The organism is Empedobacter sp. GD03861 (genome assembly GCF_029840885.1).
Lineage (GTDB): Bacteria > Bacteroidota > Bacteroidia > Flavobacteriales > Weeksellaceae > Empedobacter > Empedobacter falsenii_B.
Window position 1 is genome coordinate 102,027 of sequence record NZ_JAOCDJ010000007.1, and the last position, 16,661, is coordinate 118,687.

The 16,661-nt window shown below is 30.1% G+C and carries 15 protein-coding genes; 12 read left to right on the top strand and 3 right to left on the bottom strand.

Annotated elements, in window-relative coordinates; translation table 11 throughout:
• The first annotated feature begins 157 nt into the window (after nt 1-157).
• Entirely contained in the window at nt 158-1,447 is a 1,290-nt protein-coding gene (gene brnQ, locus N5D03_RS05940; protein WP_280051158.1) for a branched-chain amino acid transport system II carrier protein, read from the top strand.
• A 279-nt stretch (nt 1,448-1,726) separates the two neighbouring features.
• Complete coding sequence (locus N5D03_RS05945) at nt 1,727-2,065, top strand: cysteine-rich CWC family protein (protein WP_115000866.1); 339 nt, start codon at nt 1,727-1,729, stop codon at nt 2,063-2,065.
• Nucleotides 2,066-2,356: 291 nt separating this feature from the next.
• Here N5D03_RS05945 and N5D03_RS05950 read toward each other — a convergent pair whose 3' ends face one another.
• Nucleotides 2,357-3,127, bottom strand: a complete 771-nt coding sequence (locus N5D03_RS05950) for a hypothetical protein (RefSeq protein ID WP_280051159.1) — start codon at nt 3,125-3,127, stop codon at nt 2,357-2,359.
• A 180-nt stretch (nt 3,128-3,307) separates the two neighbouring features.
• Between N5D03_RS05950 and N5D03_RS05955 the strand changes: the two genes are divergently transcribed.
• Complete coding sequence (locus N5D03_RS05955) at nt 3,308-4,429, top strand: redoxin domain-containing protein (RefSeq protein ID WP_280051160.1); 1,122 nt, start codon at nt 3,308-3,310, stop codon at nt 4,427-4,429.
• Nucleotide 4,430: 1 nt separating this feature from the next.
• Here N5D03_RS05955 and ybaK read toward each other — a convergent pair whose 3' ends face one another.
• Nucleotides 4,431-4,922, bottom strand: a complete 492-nt coding sequence (gene ybaK, locus N5D03_RS05960) for a Cys-tRNA(Pro) deacylase (RefSeq protein ID WP_125349287.1) — start codon at nt 4,920-4,922, stop codon at nt 4,431-4,433.
• Nucleotides 4,923-5,223: 301 nt separating this feature from the next.
• On the opposite strand from ybaK, the gene tyrS reads away from it, so the two are divergent.
• Nucleotides 5,224-6,426: a tyrosine--tRNA ligase gene (gene tyrS / locus N5D03_RS05965; RefSeq protein ID WP_125349288.1), complete on the top strand. Its 1,203-nt coding sequence runs from the start codon at nt 5,224-5,226 to the stop codon at nt 6,424-6,426.
• 54 nt (nt 6,427-6,480) lie between these two features.
• On the opposite strand, the gene N5D03_RS05970 is transcribed toward tyrS, so the two are convergent.
• On the bottom strand, nt 6,481-8,049 hold the full coding sequence (locus N5D03_RS05970) for a hypothetical protein (RefSeq protein WP_280051161.1): 1,569 nt from the start codon (nt 8,047-8,049) through the stop codon (nt 6,481-6,483).
• 505 nt (nt 8,050-8,554) lie between these two features.
• Here N5D03_RS05970 and N5D03_RS05975 point away from each other — a divergent pair.
• From N5D03_RS05975 to N5D03_RS06010, 8 genes are all read left to right on the top strand, one after another.
• Nucleotides 8,555-9,544 (top strand): LLM class flavin-dependent oxidoreductase, encoded by a 990-nt coding sequence (locus N5D03_RS05975; protein WP_115001001.1) that lies wholly within the window; start codon nt 8,555-8,557, stop codon nt 9,542-9,544.
• Nucleotides 9,545-10,042, top strand: a complete 498-nt coding sequence (locus N5D03_RS05980; RefSeq protein ID WP_280049270.1) for a hypothetical protein — start codon at nt 9,545-9,547, stop codon at nt 10,040-10,042.
• A gap of 39 nt (nt 10,043-10,081) precedes the next feature.
• Complete coding sequence (locus N5D03_RS05985) at nt 10,082-11,053, top strand: polyprenyl synthetase family protein (protein WP_280051162.1); 972 nt, start codon at nt 10,082-10,084, stop codon at nt 11,051-11,053.
• 3 nt (nt 11,054-11,056) lie between these two features.
• Complete coding sequence (locus tag N5D03_RS05990) at nt 11,057-12,046, top strand: GSCFA domain-containing protein (protein WP_180904651.1); 990 nt, start codon at nt 11,057-11,059, stop codon at nt 12,044-12,046.
• Nucleotides 12,036-12,803: a TatD family hydrolase gene (locus N5D03_RS05995; protein ID WP_115000994.1), complete on the top strand. Its 768-nt coding sequence runs from the start codon at nt 12,036-12,038 to the stop codon at nt 12,801-12,803. The genes N5D03_RS05990 and N5D03_RS05995 overlap by 11 nt, the downstream gene beginning before the upstream one ends.
• A gap of 50 nt (nt 12,804-12,853) precedes the next feature.
• The gene (gene pyrH / locus N5D03_RS06000; protein WP_115000992.1) at nt 12,854-13,564 is read left to right on the top strand and encodes a UMP kinase; all 711 of its coding nucleotides are present in this window, start codon (nt 12,854-12,856) and stop codon (nt 13,562-13,564) included.
• Nucleotides 13,565-13,572: 8 nt separating this feature from the next.
• Nucleotides 13,573-14,127 carry a ribosome recycling factor gene (gene frr, locus N5D03_RS06005; RefSeq protein WP_280051163.1) on the top strand — a complete coding sequence of 185 codons (555 nt, stop codon included), beginning with the start codon at nt 13,573-13,575 and terminating at the stop codon, nt 14,125-14,127.
• 76 nt (nt 14,128-14,203) lie between these two features.
• The gene (locus tag N5D03_RS06010) at nt 14,204-16,615 is read left to right on the top strand and encodes a DUF5686 family protein (RefSeq protein ID WP_280051164.1); all 2,412 of its coding nucleotides are present in this window, start codon (nt 14,204-14,206) and stop codon (nt 16,613-16,615) included.
• The last annotated feature ends 46 nt before the right edge of the window (nt 16,616-16,661 follow it).

The following is a 16,661-nucleotide window of genomic DNA, read 5'->3' on the forward strand; positions in this document are numbered from 1 at the left end:
GTTTAAATTTTGATAAATATAAAAATTGTTATTCAAATCTGTCAAATTTATAAATTAGCTGTGTGATTATCGAATAATTCTACTATGTTTAAGGCTTGAAAATGCAATTGTAGTAATTTGCGAACCGTTTTTTAAAACAGATAGAATTATTAAATATATGAAAAGTAAAAAGTTAACCAATGTATTAACACTTGGATTTGCGTTGTTTGCGATGTTTTTTGGTGCAGGAAACCTTCTTTTACCTCCTTTGATAGGATTAGAAGTGGGCTCAAATTATTTCGTCGCGATGATTGCATTTGGGTTAACTGGTATTTTATTGCCATTTACTGGTATTTTATCTGTTGTTTTTTCGGGTGATAATTTTAATGATTTAGGGCATCGTGTGAACAAACATTTGGCGGCTATTTTAGGTACAATTATTATGATTTGTATCGGACCGTTAATTGCGATTCCTCGTACTGCCGCAACAACATTCGAAGTGGGATTAAAACCATTTTTTCCAACATTGGATCCGATGTGGGGATCGTTACTATTTTTTGCAGTAACACTTATTTTAGCGATTCGTCCCTCAAAAGTGGTAGACGTTATTGGAAATTATTTAACACCAGTATTATTGATTTTATTGACCTTATTAATAGTCATTGGAATTATATACCCAACCGCTGATTTCTTACCTTCAGACTTAACGATGATGCAATCTTTTTCGAAAGGTTTTATAGAAGGTTATCAAACATTAGATGTATTGGCATCTGTTATTTTTGCTGGAATTATCATTGCTGCAGCGCGAGATAAAGGATATACAGATACAAAAAGTAAATCACAAATTGTAATCGTTTCAGGTTTATTGTCTACGACGTGTTTATTGTTTGTTTATGGTGGATTGATTTATTTGGGCGCAACTTCTGGGATTACAACTCCAGAAATTTCTCGTGCCGAATTATTAATCGAAATTTCTCGAAATACATTAGGACAATATGGAGTAATTGCAATTGCGTTATGTATGGCATTTGCTTGTCTTACCACAGCAATCGCATTAACATCTGCGGTAGGTACATTTTTCGGACGTTTAACAAACGGAAAAGTAAGTTATACAGTTTTAGTGGTTTTATGTACAGTGATTTCGTTTGGTTTATCGATAAAAGGAGTAGACGAAATTATCAATTTTGCATATCCGCCTTTGGCTTTCGTTTATCCAATTACAATCACGTTAGTTATTTATATTGTGTTGTTTGGGAAAACGATTAAAAGTAAAACGCCTTATATTTTTGCATTAATAGCGTCTACAATTATTGCTATTTTTGGTTTATTAAAATTGTTAGGAAAGTTAGATGAATCGACAATAGAAAACCTGAATAAAATTCCATTTTTCGAATATGATTTAGGTTGGATTGCTCCGTCGATTATCGGTTTTGTAATTGGTTTATTGATTGATAGATTAAGAAAATAAAAAAATCCTCGGAAGAATTTTCCGAGGATTTTAACCAATCAAAACTACTATAAAAACACTAATTAGAATAATAATGTCTATTACTTATTCTTTTACAAATTTCTTAAAGTTTTGGGAATAAACTTCTTATTGATTACAGATTTATTTTATGTCTAGATAGAATTAATTTATATCTATTTATTAATCATAGATGTAGAGAATTTGAATGAATTGATTTAGGAAAAGTTTAAGAATTTTTTGTAATTTAAAAAACGAATAGAAATAAATAATCCAATAAAAATGATCGAAAATTGTTCGCGTTGTAACGAAACAATGGAATGTAAGGTAGATGATATTGCGAATTGTGCTTGTACTACAATTGTGATAAAAGACGAAATAAAAGAGTTTTTGAAGAAGACGCATTACAAATGTTTGTGCAATTCTTGTATAGAAAAACTGAATTATTTTGTAGAACTAGATCAACAATATCCACATCCAACAATGCCTTCGGAGTTTGTTCCTCATATACATTATTATATCGAAAATGGGTATTGGGTTTTTACAGAATTTTTCCATTATCAGAAAGGAAAATGTTGCAAAAATGGTTGCAGACATTGCGCTTATGGTTATAAGAAATAAAAAATGGTTCAACTTGCATTGAACCACTAACCAACCTAAAAATACTATAAAAAAACTCTATTTGATTAAGGATATTCTTCTTCAGAAAATCAACTTCATTATCCTTAACAACTATGAATAAATTATTTATAGTACAAAGGTAGGCGTTTTTCTTAATTTGATAAATAAATTGTTATTTATTTTTTTATGCTAGGATAGATAAGATTTATATTAATGTTAAGAAATTATTAAATCTACCTATTTATGAGTATTTCGTAAAAAATCAATACTATATTTTCGAATGTTGTAATTTTAAGAAAAATATTGCATTATTTTTTTCGAAATTGTTTCAACAGTTGTTTTATCTCCAGTTTCTTCCAAAGTTGTGACATAATCTTCTAAGAAACTTTTGATTTCTTGTTGATTAGAACCTTCAAAATTTGCTAAATAATCTTCGAAATCGATATTTCCTAAAACACGATCAAAATAAGTTTTGGCTTCATCATATTTTTTCATGTTCACTAGTAAAGGCGCAATGCTATGACTGATATAAAACTTGTTTACAGCAGCTTGTTCAGCATTTTCTTCTTTTTGGAAATGTGCAGAATTTAAGTAATTATTATAAGCTTCCACAGCTTTTTCATTTTCTCCTAAAACCTCGTAACAACGTGCTTTGAAGAATTTAATTTCATAAAATTCGTCTTCATTCAGTTTATTGAAAAATGTAATACTTTCTTTGGGATTTGAATAAAATTTTCGGTATCCAATAATAAAATCTTCTACAAATTCTGTATCCGTTTGTTCAATAGCGAAATTCAATAAGCTTTGAGATTGTTCTTCTGTTAATTGTCCAATAAAAGCTTCCCAATAATTCACCAAACTATTGAAATCATACGCCAAATCTTCCACAAAAATTTGTGCAGCAATTCGTAGAAATTTATCACCCAATTGATCGATTATTTCATGGTCTTCATCAGAAAAATCAGTTGAATTATACAATAGATTTTCGATAATTTCTGACGCCTTATCTTCTGAATAATCATTATTTAATTGTTTCAAAGCATTGCTAACATTGAATTCCATTTGTGTAAATTTTAAATTAAAAATCAACACAAAGGTAACTGATTTACTGCAAAAAAAACTTGATAATTTCAAAAGTTAATCGTCAATTCTAATGAGAATTTAATGAATAGTTTTTTTGAGAAAGTAGAATTTTAGTTATCTTGTGGTAGTTTTTATTAGTTTATTTAAAATAAACGTTTTATGTTACGAATCTATTCGATAGTACTAATTATATGTGGTTTTTGTTTTACAAAAGCTCAAAATTTGAATGTTGGCGCTCAGTTTCCGATTAATAAAATTGAAAATATCAATCAATCTTCAAACTTTAAAATTATTGTATTTACGCCAAGTTTATACAAAACGAATCCGTATGCGAGCATGATGACAACTTCGCTGAATTATTATTTTGTGAAGAATTTGGCATTTTCGTCTCAAAATCCACCAAAAATTGATGTGATTTATATTGTAAATGAAGATAATAAATGGAGTAAAGAACCGCAGCAAACGTTTGCTTTTAATGAAACGACTAATCAAAATAAGTTGGATGGAACGAAGGTAATTTATGATGAAGTTGGAAAAATTTACAATGCAATAGGGTTGAAACCTTTTAAGCAAAATTCAATTTCGAATATAATTCCAACTTCTAATTCTAACAATGTTTTAGTAGAAAGTTCGATTCTTTTTCTAGTGGATCAAAACAATAAAATTTTGATGCGAGATAATGATTATCGTGCGCAAGGCGAACATCTGAAACCTTTGGAAAGATTGATTAAAAGAACGTCTAAAATCGATAACATAGAAGTAAATATCACAGAAAATAAAACCTTGAAGGTTGGTGATAAAGCACCAGATTTTATTTTGAATGGACCGAATTATAAGACTAATTCGACAGATAAATTTTTGAATGATAAATCGACTTTTAAAGTTTTAACGTTTTATCCTGCGGCGTTTAGTGGACAAATTTTGCCTGATTTTACGTCAATTGATACGAAAGCAGCAATGACTTGTGCTGCTCAAATTCAATTAATCGATCATAATCCATTGTTACAAAATGTAAAAAATTACGCAGTTTCTAGTTCTACAAATCCGTTGTTAGAATTATGGAAATCAGCTTTGCGAACAAATAATATTACGTATTTGAATGATGAGAATTATGCAATTTCGTTGATGTATAATTCTTATAATCGTTTAGGTTACAATAATAGAGCAACTTATGTGATTGATAAAAATGGAATTATTGTGTATGCAAATCCAGATTTGACGTTTGAAGATGAAGCAAAATTTCCAACTATTTTAGAAAAAATCATTCTGAATAGTAAATAAATTATGAATCAAATTGTGTAATATCTTCAAATTTAGCCTCAATCAAATTTCTTAAATCTTCGGGGTTTAGAATAATTTGTAAACCTCTTTTTCCTGCACTAATACAAATCTGATCTTGCAAAACAGCCAGTTCTTCTATGTAAGTAGGAAATTGCTTTTTCATTCCGATAGGTGAGCAACCACCACGAATATAACCTGTAACATTCAGCAAATCTTTCAAAGGAAGCATTTCGCAGTTTTTATTACCAGAAATTTTCGCAAATTTTTTCATATCAAGATGTGTGTTTGCAGGAATTACGGCAACTAAAAATGGTTCTATATTTCCTTTCAAAACCAAAGTTTTATAAATTCCTTCCGGATTTACGTTCAATGAATTTGCAACATGCAAAGCATCAATATGTTCTTCATCAACTTCATATTCGCGCAATTCGTACGAAATATTGTGTGTGTCTAAAATTCGTACTACATTTGTTTTAGCAGTTTTATTGCTCATTCTATAATAATTTACACAAAGTTATTACGAAAAACTTTTATAAAGGTTTTTCTATAGAATTATTGTCTAAGATAATTTTTTGAACGAAAATTTCTATTCTCAAAACTATTCTTACCTTTGCATTATAAATGAAGTTTTTGCAACACATATTACGTTTACCGTTTTTTAGCACTTATTATCGTACAATATTTGCTCGGGTAGACTATGTGTATACTTCGTATTAATTTTGTACGTCAAAAATTTAATCATAATCTACAAGCCCGAGCAGTTTTGCTCGGGCTTTTTTTATTTAAAAAAAATCATGGAAAATTTAAAAAGTTTAAAGGAAAATGTAGCTATTTTTTTACCAGAAAATGGATTGGAAGAAAAATTAAAATTAGCTGAAAAAGAAAATCGACCATTACGAATCAAATTAGGTTTTGATCCTACCGCACCAGATTTACATCTTGGTCACGCCGTTGTATTGAAGAAATTGAAAGAATTTCAAGATTTGGGACATCAAATAGTTATTTTGGTTGGGAGTTTTACAGCTCAGATTGGAGATCCAACAGGAAAAAATAAAAGTCGTCAACCGCTGAATGCAGAACAAGTTCAGAACAATGCGGAAACCTACATTAATCAATTGTCAAAAATTATTGATGTGAATAAGGCTGAAATTGTGTTTAATTCAGACTGGTTAGATCATTTACCTTTTTCGGATATTATTCAGTTGTTGTCAAAAGTTACGGTTGCACAACTGATGCATCGAAATGATTTTAATAAACGCTTCACCGAAAATACGCCGATTGCAATGCATGAGTTGGTTTACCCGATTTTACAAGCATACGATTCTGTTCAGATAAGTGCTGATATCGAAATGGGAGGAACGGATCAATTATTTAATTGTACAATGGGACGACAATTGCAAGAAACCAATGGAGAAGCTGCTCAGATTGTAATGTGTATGCCACTTTTGAGAGGAACCGATGGAAAAGAAAAGATGAGTAAATCGTTGAATAATATTATTGGTTTGACGGATGAACCAAATGAAATGTTTGGGAAAACAATGTCTATTCCAGATGATTTATTAGAAGAATATATTGCGTTAGCAACGGATTTTTCTATTGAAGAAAAAATGAATTTGAATGAGCGATTAAAAACAGATAATCCAATGTTAATTAAGAAATTAGTTGCAAAAAATATTATTATTCAATACCATTCTGTAAATGAAGCTGAACAAGCAGAAGAATTTTTTAACAATCAATTTCAGAAAAGAAATGATGAAAATAGAGTTTTCGAAGTTGTTAAAATTAGTTCTTTAAACTTTGAGAATGATAATATTACATTGTTAGATGTTTGTCATCAATTAAAGAAAGATTTATCGAGAAATGCAATCAGACGTTTGATAGAAAGCGGTGCAGTACAAATTAATGGAGAGAAAAAAATGGATGCTTTTGATGATTTTGAATTAAAAACCGAAACTAAAATTAAAATAGGAAAACGAGATTTCTTCGAGTTGAAGTAATAGTGAAAAGATGATTTACTATTTAGTAAATCATCTTTTTTATCTCCTATTTTCTTAATCTTGAAAAATTTGATCAAAATTTTTATATTTCTTTTTTAAGCGTTGTTTCGCTTTTTTGACTGAATCTGCAGAAATTCCTAAAAGTTGAGATATTTCAATATTGGTTAAACCTAATTTTAACAAGTAAATTATTTTCAAATTAGATTCTGTTAATCCAGGAAAGTTTTGATCTAAATGTTCAATAAAATTTTTCTGCTCATGATCGAAAATACTTTTAAAGTTTGTCCAGTTTTTAGCTGTCATAAGATGAGAATCTAATAAATTAACTAATTCATCATATTGCTGTGCTTTATTTGAGAAATTTGAATTCGAAACTGTATTGATTTCTTTTTTCAGCGTAACAATTTGTTTATTTTTTTCGGATAAATAAGTTTTATAAGCTTCGAGTGTTTTGGTCGTTTCATTTAACTTATTCTCAGATTTTAGTTTATCATTTTGAATAGATAAAACCTTATTTTCATAATTAGAATTTTGAATTTTTATTCTTCTACGATAGGAAATGATGACAAATAAAATGATGATAATCAATAATAATGTAATCAAAAGTAAAGCGTTTTTTAATAAAATTGCTTTTTCTTGTTTTACTTTTTCGGTCTCAAATTTATAATTGAAATTTTCTTGTTGAATCTTCCAATTTATTTCATTTATAACATCTTTTCCGTCTGATTTTTGAATTTCATTTTCTAAAATACTCAACCTTCTTCTTGCAAATAATTCGTCAGCTTCGTTATTTTCTCGTATTGCGATTTCTAATAAAATGGTGTAAATGTCAAATTCATAGCTATTTAAATATTTCTTTTGTGCAGCATATTCTTTTGCTTCAATCAAAATATTTTTTGCCTCTTTCAAATGATTAAGTTGCAAGTACAATTTTCCCAATTGAATATTAGCGTACATTAAATTTCGAGCGTTTTTTAATTTTTTAGAAATTTTAATATCTTTTTTCAAATTATCAATCGCTAAATTGTACTGTTTGTTGAGAATATTTATAGAGGCAATATCACCTAAAGCTTTTGCATATCGAATTTCGTCCTTATTTTGAATTGCATATTCTTTTGTTAATTCGAAGTAATTATTTGCTATATTAATATTATTTTTATTCATAAAAACATGACCAATCGCATTCAGAATTGTTCCATATTCGTGGTCCTTTTTGTTGGTATATTTTAAAGCTAACAAAAGATATTTTTCACTTTTATCAAATTCTTTTACATTCATAAAGTAAAATGCATTCTTTTTGTAAACATCACTTTTAGAAAAAATATCCTCATCTTTTGTTAAGTCGAGAAGTTTTGATGCTTCCATAAAATATGGATAAGCATTTTGATATTGACTGAAATTATAAAAATAGAATCCGAATTGTGTATTCACCCAAATCTGAATGTTCGAATCTAATTTTTTAGCCTTTTTTAATGCGGAATTATATAATGATTCGCTTTTTACATTTAACTTATCATAGTTTTGAGCATAAATATTTGCTAATAATACTTGATAAATAATTTGATTTTTTTGTTTAAAATTAGAAGTCGATTGACGATTAATTTCATTAAAATTAAGTTGCAATTGTAACGAATCTTCAACATCTCTATTTTGAAATATGATTTTTTCTAATGCAATTTGATCATCATATACAGTATGAAATGATTCAAATGATGAGAATAAAAGTATTAGGTTTAGTAAAAAAGTAAAAAATATAGAGGACTTGAGCATATTTTTTTTCAAATATAATTTTAATATTTAGTTTATTTTAGATAATCTTAAAATATTTTATCCTTTTTTTGTAAAGGATAAATAATTGAAAATGAATTAAATGTAATTTGTCCCCTCAATTGTCCCCCCTGAAAATATAATTTTTTTTGATTTATAATCTATTTTTGAATTAAGTATCTCGAAAGATTACTAATCTATCATCAAACTATTAATTAAAAATTTTAGACTCTTCAACTACTTAAACCTATTTATAAATCCAATTACAAAATTATCTCCTCCATAATGTATGTTATGGGGGAATTTTTTTTGAATTTTTTTCTTTGTAATTTAGTTTAATATTTTAATTAGAGAAGAACGGATGAGAAAAATAAATTACTCGGTGTTAGATTTGGCTTATGTGAGAGAAGGGGATACATTAAATCAAACGTTCAAAAACACGTTAGATAACGCAAAATTTGTCGACGAAATAGGGTATAGTCGTTATTGGCTATCCGAACATCATAATATGCAAAATGTTGCGAGTGCGGCAACTTCTTTATTAATAGGTTATGTAGCAAATGGAACTTCAAGAATTAAAGTTGGTTCGGGAGGAATCATGTTACCTAATCATACTGCTTTATCAGTTGCAGAACAGTTTGGAACATTAGATGCGCTTTATCCAAATCGTATCGATTTAGGTTTAGGTCGTGCGCCAGGAACAGATCAATTAACGGCGTCTATTTTGCGTAGAGGCGATAATTTTATGAATTATGATTTTGAAGCTGAAATCAAAAATCTACAAAACTATTTTAGTTTAGATAATAAAGAAAGTAAAGTGCGTGCAATTCCTGGAGAAGGAGCAAATGTGCCGATTTATATTCTAGGATCAAGTACAGATTCGGCTTTTTTGGCGGCTAAATTAGGTTTACCTTATGCATTTGCGGGGCATTTTGCGCCACAACAATTTTATAATGCGGTAGAGATTTATCGTTCTCAATTTCAACCTTCAGAATTTTTGCAAGAACCTTATACGATTGCTTGTGTCAATGTAATTGCGGCGAATACAGACGAAGAAGCGCATTATTTATCGATGTCGATGTACCAAGGATTTTTGAATATTATTACCGATAAACGCCAACCAATTGTTCCACCCGAAAAAACACAGTTAGAATTAGCTTCGCCTGAGCAAAAATATATGCTAAAAGGAATGACAGCTTTGTCTTTTATTGGAAGTAAAGGTGCATTGGCGCAGAGTTTAGATGAATTTATTTTTGAATCTAAAATTGATGAAATTATGGTTTCGACGAATGTTTTTGATCAAAAAGCAAAACGAAAATCGTATCAAATTGTAAGTGAATTATTTCGTTAAATGAAATCAAAGAAATCAATCTCAAAGTTCAAGTATTATTCAATGTTTGTTGATCAATTCAAAGATCAATTGACGATTGTTTTGATGCTAAATCTTGTTTTATTTTTTATTGCAAACCATTGGAGTTATCTTGTTCCAGAAGAATTTTTGTTTGTAAGTCACAAAGATATTTTTGGCTTATTTAGAGAACAATTTGTGCTGAACGAATTTTTCGAGGTGTTGGCTTATACTTTTTTGGGTGCTTTATTTATCCATTTCGGAACATATAAAATGAATAAAATTTGGATTTTTAGGCTTAATGCGTTGCTTTTAGTAATTGTTTCTACTTATTTTTGGACAATTCCTTCGTTGCAAAGTGCTGAGATTGTTTTACAAAAAGGTCATCCTTATTTTATTGCGGCGATTATTGGTCAAATTCTTTTGTATTTGATTGTCGGAAACGAATTTTTAGGTTCAATCAAAAATAAAAGAAAACAACCCAAAATCAATCATTCTTAGTTATATTTGCCAAAACTTAATTTTTACAAAAATCAAACTATGTACTCATTTGATAAATTTCACGAATTAATTGCCGAAACAATCGATAAAAATCCATTTTCTAAAAATCCAGAAGAATTATACGAACCAATGGATTATATTTTGAATATTGGTGGTAAAAGAATTCGTCCAATTTTGACTTTATTGGGAACTGATTTGTTTGATGGTGAAGTTGAAAAAGCATTGAAACCTTCGTTAGCGATTGAGTTTTTTCATAATTTTTCGTTGATGCACGATGATATTATGGATAATGCCTCATTAAGAAGAAGTAAAGCAACAGTTCATGAAAAATTTGGATTAAATACAGCGATTCTTTCTGGTGATGCAATGTTGGTTAAAGCTTATCAATATCTAGAAGATTTAGAGCCTGAATTATTTAAAAGTTCGACAAAATTATTTTCTAAAACTGCTTTAGAAGTTTGCGAAGGACAACAATTGGACGTGAATTATGAAACAAAATTGAATGTTTCTTACGAAGATTACATCAAAATGATTTCTCTAAAAACGAGTGTTTTACTTGGTTGTGCTTTGAAATTAGGTGCAATGATTGGAAATGCTTCGGAAGAGGATTCGGATAAATTGTACCAATATGGTTTGAATTTAGGAATCGCGTATCAATTGAAAGATGATTATTTGGACGTTTTTGGTAGCCTTGAACATTTAGGTAAAAAACACGCTGGAGATATTTTCGAAAATAAGAAAACGATTCTTTACATTTCTGCTTTAGAAGCGGCAAACGAAGAAGAAAAAGAGGAATTATTATATTGGTATAGTTCAAATACAGATAATATCGATAAAGTATATGCGGTAGAAAAATTATTCAGAAAACTGAATGTAAACCGTAAACTTTCGACATTAATTAGAGAATATACAAATAAAGCGCACAGCTATTTGGATCAAATTGATGTTCCAGAAGAACGTAAATCTTATTTGAGAGAATTAAGCGAGGTTTTAATTGATCGACAAGGATAAAAAATGCAATTTCGAACGACTTTTCAAATTCAATCTTCTGATTTTAAGCTCAATCATCAACACAAAATATTGACGATAGGCTCTTGTTTTTCAGATGAAATTGGAAAACGTTTGACAGATTTAAAGTTTGATGGATTAATTAATCCTTTTGGAGTGATTTTTAATTCACATTCCATTCAAAATTTAATAGAAAGAAGCATTCATAAAAAATATTTTACAATAACTGATGTACATCAAAACGGAGAAGAATTTTTCTGTTTCGATGTACATTCGTCGTTTAATGCGTTGACGAAAGAAGCTGTTTTAGAGGAATTAAATTCAACAATCAATCAGGTTCATGATTACATTCATTCTTGTGATGTGTTGATGATTACATTGGGAACATCGTGGATTTATGAATGGAAAACTTCAAATCAAATTGTCGCGAATTGTCATAAAGTTGAGGCAAAACAATTTGAAAAAAGATTATTAACAACAGAAGATAATCTAAAATCGTTGGAATTGATTGTTTCAGATTTGAAGAAAATTAATCCAACTATTCGCATTATTACAACAGTTAGTCCAGTTCGTCACACAAAAGATGGAATGATCGAAAATAATGTAAGTAAAGCGAGATTGTTAGACGCTTTATATCAATTGAGTCTTCAAAATAATCAAGTTGAATATTTTCCATCGTATGAATTGGTTTTAGATGATTTGAGAGATTATCGTTTTTTCAAAGAAGATTTGATTCATCCATCAAAACAAGCCGTTGATTATATTTGGGAAAAGTTTTCGGAAACTTATTTCGAACAATCAACGCAAACAATTATTCAAAAAATAAACAAAGTTATTTCAGCGATTAATCATCGTCCTTTTAATGAAGAATCAGACAATCATCAACAATTTTTAGTAAAAACGATTGCATTGATGAATGAATTAGAAAAAGGAAATCAACTTGATTTTTCTGCTGAAAAAGAACTTTTGAAATCAAAAATAAAACATGTTAATTGATACACATACACATTTATATTCGGAGCAATTTGAGAATGATATAGATGAGGTAATTGCGCGAGCAAAGCAAAATGGAGTAGAGCGATTTTATTTACCAGCAATTGATAAAAGTTACACGGAGAGAATGTTGACATTAGAAAGTCAACATCAAGATTCGATGTTTGCAATGATGGGTTTGCATCCGTGTTCGGTTCATCCAGATACAATAGAGGAGGAGTTGGCTCATGTGCGCGAATGGATTGATAAACGTCCATTTAAAGCGATTGGCGAAATCGGAATTGATTTGTATTGGGAAAAAGATTTTTTACAAACGCAACAAGATGCTTTCAAAACGCAAATTGAATGGGCAAAAGAAAAGAATTTACCAATTGTGATTCATTGCCGTGATGCTTTCAACGAAGTTTTTGAAGTATTAGAAGAAGTGAAAGATGAAAAATTATTTGGAATTTTTCATTGTTTTTCTGGAACAAAAGAAGATGCACAACGCGCAATTGATTTTAATTTGAAATTAGGAATTGGTGGAGTTGTAACCTTCAAAAATGGAAAAATAGATCAATTTTTAGGAGATTTTGATATCAAACATATCGTTCTCGAAACAGATTCACCTTATTTAGCTCCAGTTCCGTTTCGTGGAAAACGAAATGAAAGTAGTTATTTGACACATGTTTGCGATAAGTTGGTCGATATTTATCATCAAACACCAGCTGAAATTGCAGCAATTACAACAAAAAATGCGTTTGACATTTTCGAACGTTAGGATAAATCAGAATAGAAAAATTATATTTGCAAAAGAAAACCTTTGACAAGATGAAATACAAAAGAATATTACTTAAATTGAGTGGTGAAGCATTAATGGGAGATTTACAATATGGTATTGATCCAAATATGCTGAAACAATATGCGCAACAAATTAGAGAAGTTGCAGAACTTGGTTGCGAAGTGGCAATCGTAATCGGAGGTGGTAATATTTTTAGAGGTGTACAAGGTGTTGCTTCTGGTATGGATCGTGTACAAGGAGATTATATGGGAATGTTAGCAACTGTGATTAACAGTATGGCATTGCAAGGAGCTTTGGAAGATGCTGGCGTTAATACGCGTTTACAAACGGCTATTCGTATGGAGCAAATCGCAGAACCATTTATCAAAAGAAGAGCAACGCGTCATCTAGAAAAAGGTCGTGTCGTAATTTTTGGTGCAGGAACAGGAAATCCATATTTTACAACAGATACAGCAGCCGTTTTGAGAGCAATTGAAACACAAGCTGATGTTATTTTGAAAGGAACTCGTGTTGATGGAATCTATACTGCAGATCCAGAAAAAGATCCAACAGCAGAGAAATTCGAAACAATTTCTTATCAAGAAGTTTACGATAAAAACTTAAAAGTAATGGATATGACAGCTTTTACTTTGAGTGAGGAAAATAATTTACCTATTATTGTATTTGATATGAATACAGATGGTAACTTGAAAAAATTAATTTTAGGAGATAACGTAGGTACTCTAGTAACAAATAAATAAATCCCGAAATGGAAGAATTAGATATTATTTTAGAAACGGCTAAGGAGCAAATGCAGGGAACTGTAAGTCACTTAGAGGTTGCATTCGACAAATTAAGAGCAGGTAAAGCTACTCCTGCAATGTTAAGTTCAGTTCGTGTTGATTACTACGGAAGTTTATCTCCGTTAACTCAAATTGCAAATGTAAATACACCAGATGCAATGACATTGAGCATTCAACCATACGAGAGAAATTTAATTCACGAAATCGAAAAAGCAATCATCAATGCTAATTTAGGTTTTGCACCTTCTAACAATGGAGATACAATTATTATCAGTATTCCTCCAGTAACAGAAGAACGTCGTAAAGAGTTAGTGAAAATGGCCAAATCGGACATGGAAAACGCTAAAGTTTCACTTCGTAATGCACGCCAAGATGCCAATAAAGCATTGAAAGCTGTAAAAGAAGCTTCTGAAGACATGGTAAAAGATTACGAAACACGTGTACAAGGATTAACAGACAAGTTTTCTAAGAAATTAGAAGAAGCTTTAACGAAAAAAGAAGCTGAAATCATGAAAGTTTAATCTTTCTTGAAAAAAAAATATTTTAAGGCAGCGTTTCGCTGCTTTTTTTATTTATTTGCATAATCAATTTCAAACGATGAAGAATTATATATTCCTGCTAAATTTCTGTATCTCAATTGCCACATTTGCTCAAATTAAAGTAAGAGTATTCGATGCTCAAGACGAATTTCGTTTAACAGGTGCCAATGTTTACAGTGATACCAAACAATTCCTAGGTCAAACAGACGAATTAGGAGAATTGGATATCAATGATTCTGTTCATTTTATTGATGTAATCAAAAACGGATATTTCTCGGAAAGTATTCAGACTGACGGTAAAAAGTTGGTCGAAATTATGATGAAACCTTCTTTCATTAGTTTGGATGAGGTTTCGTTCACGACTAATGATTCTGTAGGTCGTAATATCATTATTAAGGCAATTCGTAATCAATCTAAAAATACAATCAGAAATGGCGGAAATATTTTCCTAAAATCATACACAAAATTCTGGAGTACAGTAAATAACGATTCAATTCCGTTTATCATTCAACCTCAAAATCACAAAGATTCTGTCAATAATCAATGGAAAAAATTGTTAGACAATAGTCATTTATTTTTGGGAGAACGTGCAATGGATCACAAAGTTTCGAAGCGTTTTGGACTAAAAAATATCGTTCAATCTTCTCGCATTTCGGGTATGCGTTCTCCGTTGTACGAATATTTGGCAATGCAACCAATTGCGTATAATTTTGATCAAGATAAAATCAATTTTTTCTTCAAAGGAATCGTAAATCCTGTAAGTAGAGAAGGTCTTTCTCATTATCGTTATGGTTTCAAAGAAGATATTTTTGTTGATGGTAGAAAAACGGCTGTTATTAGTTTTTTCCCATCAATCAAAACAGAAAAACGTCAAATAAAGGGAACACTTTGGATTGATGATAAAACATTTGCATTAATCAAATTCGAGGGAGAAAACACAAGTGCAAATTATGTGGCTGAGTTAGAAGCCGATTGGAAATTGAATAATGGAACATGGATTCCGAATCAGCAAAAATATCGCATGGAAGCTGGGAATTTTAAAATTACGGAAAAACTAGCAAGTGATGATTTTATAGACAAAAAAGAAAAAATTTGGATTAATCTCGAAACAACTTTCAAGGATATTCAAAATCCAGCACATTTTAAGCGCAACGAATTTTTAGGTTACGAAGACGAAATTTCTTTTCAAAATATGAACGAAAAGAAATGGGATAATGTGATGGAAGATTACCGCGATTCGTCATTATCAAACAAAGAGCGAAATACTTATACGACAATTGATAGTATTGGCGATAAATATAAGTTAGAACGTCAAATGAAATTGATGAGAATCATCAATTCTGGTGGGAAATTATCATTAGGAAAAGTTGATTTAGATTTAACAAAAATCTTAGCGTTTAATGATTACGAAGGTTTTAGACTTGGTGCCGCGTTTAATACAAATGAAAATTGGAGCGATAAATATTCGTTGAATGCGTATTCAGCTTATGGTTTCAAAGATGAAACATTCAAGTTTGGATTTGGTGGAGATTATTATGTAAATAAGCCTTATTCAGGTCGAATTTTTGCAAAATACTCGCAAGATGTTTCGGCTTCTGGGAAAACGCCAATTTTATTACAATCGAATTATACACGTCTAATTTCTGGAGCTTTTAGTAATATTTATAATCACGAATATTTTTCGTATAAACATTATTCTTTTGGATATGAGCAAGATATTTTTAAGAATGTAACCTTCAATATTTCGGCAAATTATGAAAAACAACAAGCAGAATTTGATTATTCTTTCCTGAATAATATAGGTTGGTACGATTTGTATAATACGCAATTAGCGATCCGTTTTGCACCAAAAGACAAGTTTATCCGCACGCCTTACGGAAAAGTGACGGTGAATAGCGGGAAATCTGTTTTCTATGCAATGTTGACGAAATATTGGGATATTTTCAATTCTGATTATGATCCACTTCGTTTCAATATTTCTTATTTTGATGTGTTCGATACGCGAGTTGGTAAAACAAATTTCAATGTAAATGCGGGTTGGGTTGAAGGAAAAATGCCGTTGATGAACTTGTTCGAAGGACAAGGAAACGCAAAACGCAATGATTTTGCAAACTTTGGAGTAGGAGGTTTAACAAATTTCGAAACAATGCGTCCTGGAGAATTTTATTCGGATCGATTTGTATCCTTTCAATTGAAACATATTTTTGCTGGCGTTAAAGTCGGAAACAAAATTATTTTCCCACAATTCGTTTACCGTGGAGTTTTAGGTGATATGAAAGATAAAACAGATCATCAAAATTTAGATTTCAAAACATTGAATCATTATTACCACGAAACAGGAGTTGAAGTAAATAATTTAATTTTCAAAACATTTGGATTGGGAGCATTTTACCGTTTAGGTGCTTATTCAGAAGAAAAATTCCAAGATAATTTCTATTTAAAATTAACTGTAAATTTGAATTTTTTGTAGGTATTTAGATTTTGTCATTCTGGACTCGTTTCAGAATCGTATATAT

Bases quoted from the DNA above. Each gene is read 5' to 3' on its own strand.
- ybaK (WP_125349287.1), bottom strand. From the start codon at position 4,922: ATGAGCAATAAAACTGCTAAAACAAATGTAGTACGAATTTTAGACACA.
- N5D03_RS05955 (WP_280051160.1), top strand. From the start codon at position 3,308: ATGTTACGAATCTATTCGATAGTACTAATTATATGTGGTTTTTGTTTT.
- N5D03_RS05990 (WP_180904651.1), top strand. From the start codon at position 11,057: ATGCAATTTCGAACGACTTTTCAAATTCAATCTTCTGATTTTAAGCTC.
- frr (WP_280051163.1), top strand. From the start codon at position 13,573: ATGGAAGAATTAGATATTATTTTAGAAACGGCTAAGGAGCAAATGCAG.
- pyrH (WP_115000992.1), top strand. From the start codon at position 12,854: ATGAAATACAAAAGAATATTACTTAAATTGAGTGGTGAAGCATTAATG.
- N5D03_RS05995 (WP_115000994.1), top strand. From the start codon at position 12,036: ATGTTAATTGATACACATACACATTTATATTCGGAGCAATTTGAGAAT.
- N5D03_RS05945 (WP_115000866.1), top strand. From the start codon at position 1,727: ATGATCGAAAATTGTTCGCGTTGTAACGAAACAATGGAATGTAAGGTA.
- N5D03_RS06010 (WP_280051164.1), top strand. From the start codon at position 14,204: ATGAAGAATTATATATTCCTGCTAAATTTCTGTATCTCAATTGCCACA.
- N5D03_RS05950 (WP_280051159.1), bottom strand. From the start codon at position 3,127: ATGGAATTCAATGTTAGCAATGCTTTGAAACAATTAAATAATGATTAT.
- tyrS (WP_125349288.1), top strand. From the start codon at position 5,224: ATGGAAAATTTAAAAAGTTTAAAGGAAAATGTAGCTATTTTTTTACCA.
- brnQ (WP_280051158.1), top strand. From the start codon at position 158: ATGAAAAGTAAAAAGTTAACCAATGTATTAACACTTGGATTTGCGTTG.
- N5D03_RS05975 (WP_115001001.1), top strand. From the start codon at position 8,555: ATGAGAAAAATAAATTACTCGGTGTTAGATTTGGCTTATGTGAGAGAA.
- N5D03_RS05980 (WP_280049270.1), top strand. From the start codon at position 9,545: ATGAAATCAAAGAAATCAATCTCAAAGTTCAAGTATTATTCAATGTTT.
- N5D03_RS05985 (WP_280051162.1), top strand. From the start codon at position 10,082: ATGTACTCATTTGATAAATTTCACGAATTAATTGCCGAAACAATCGAT.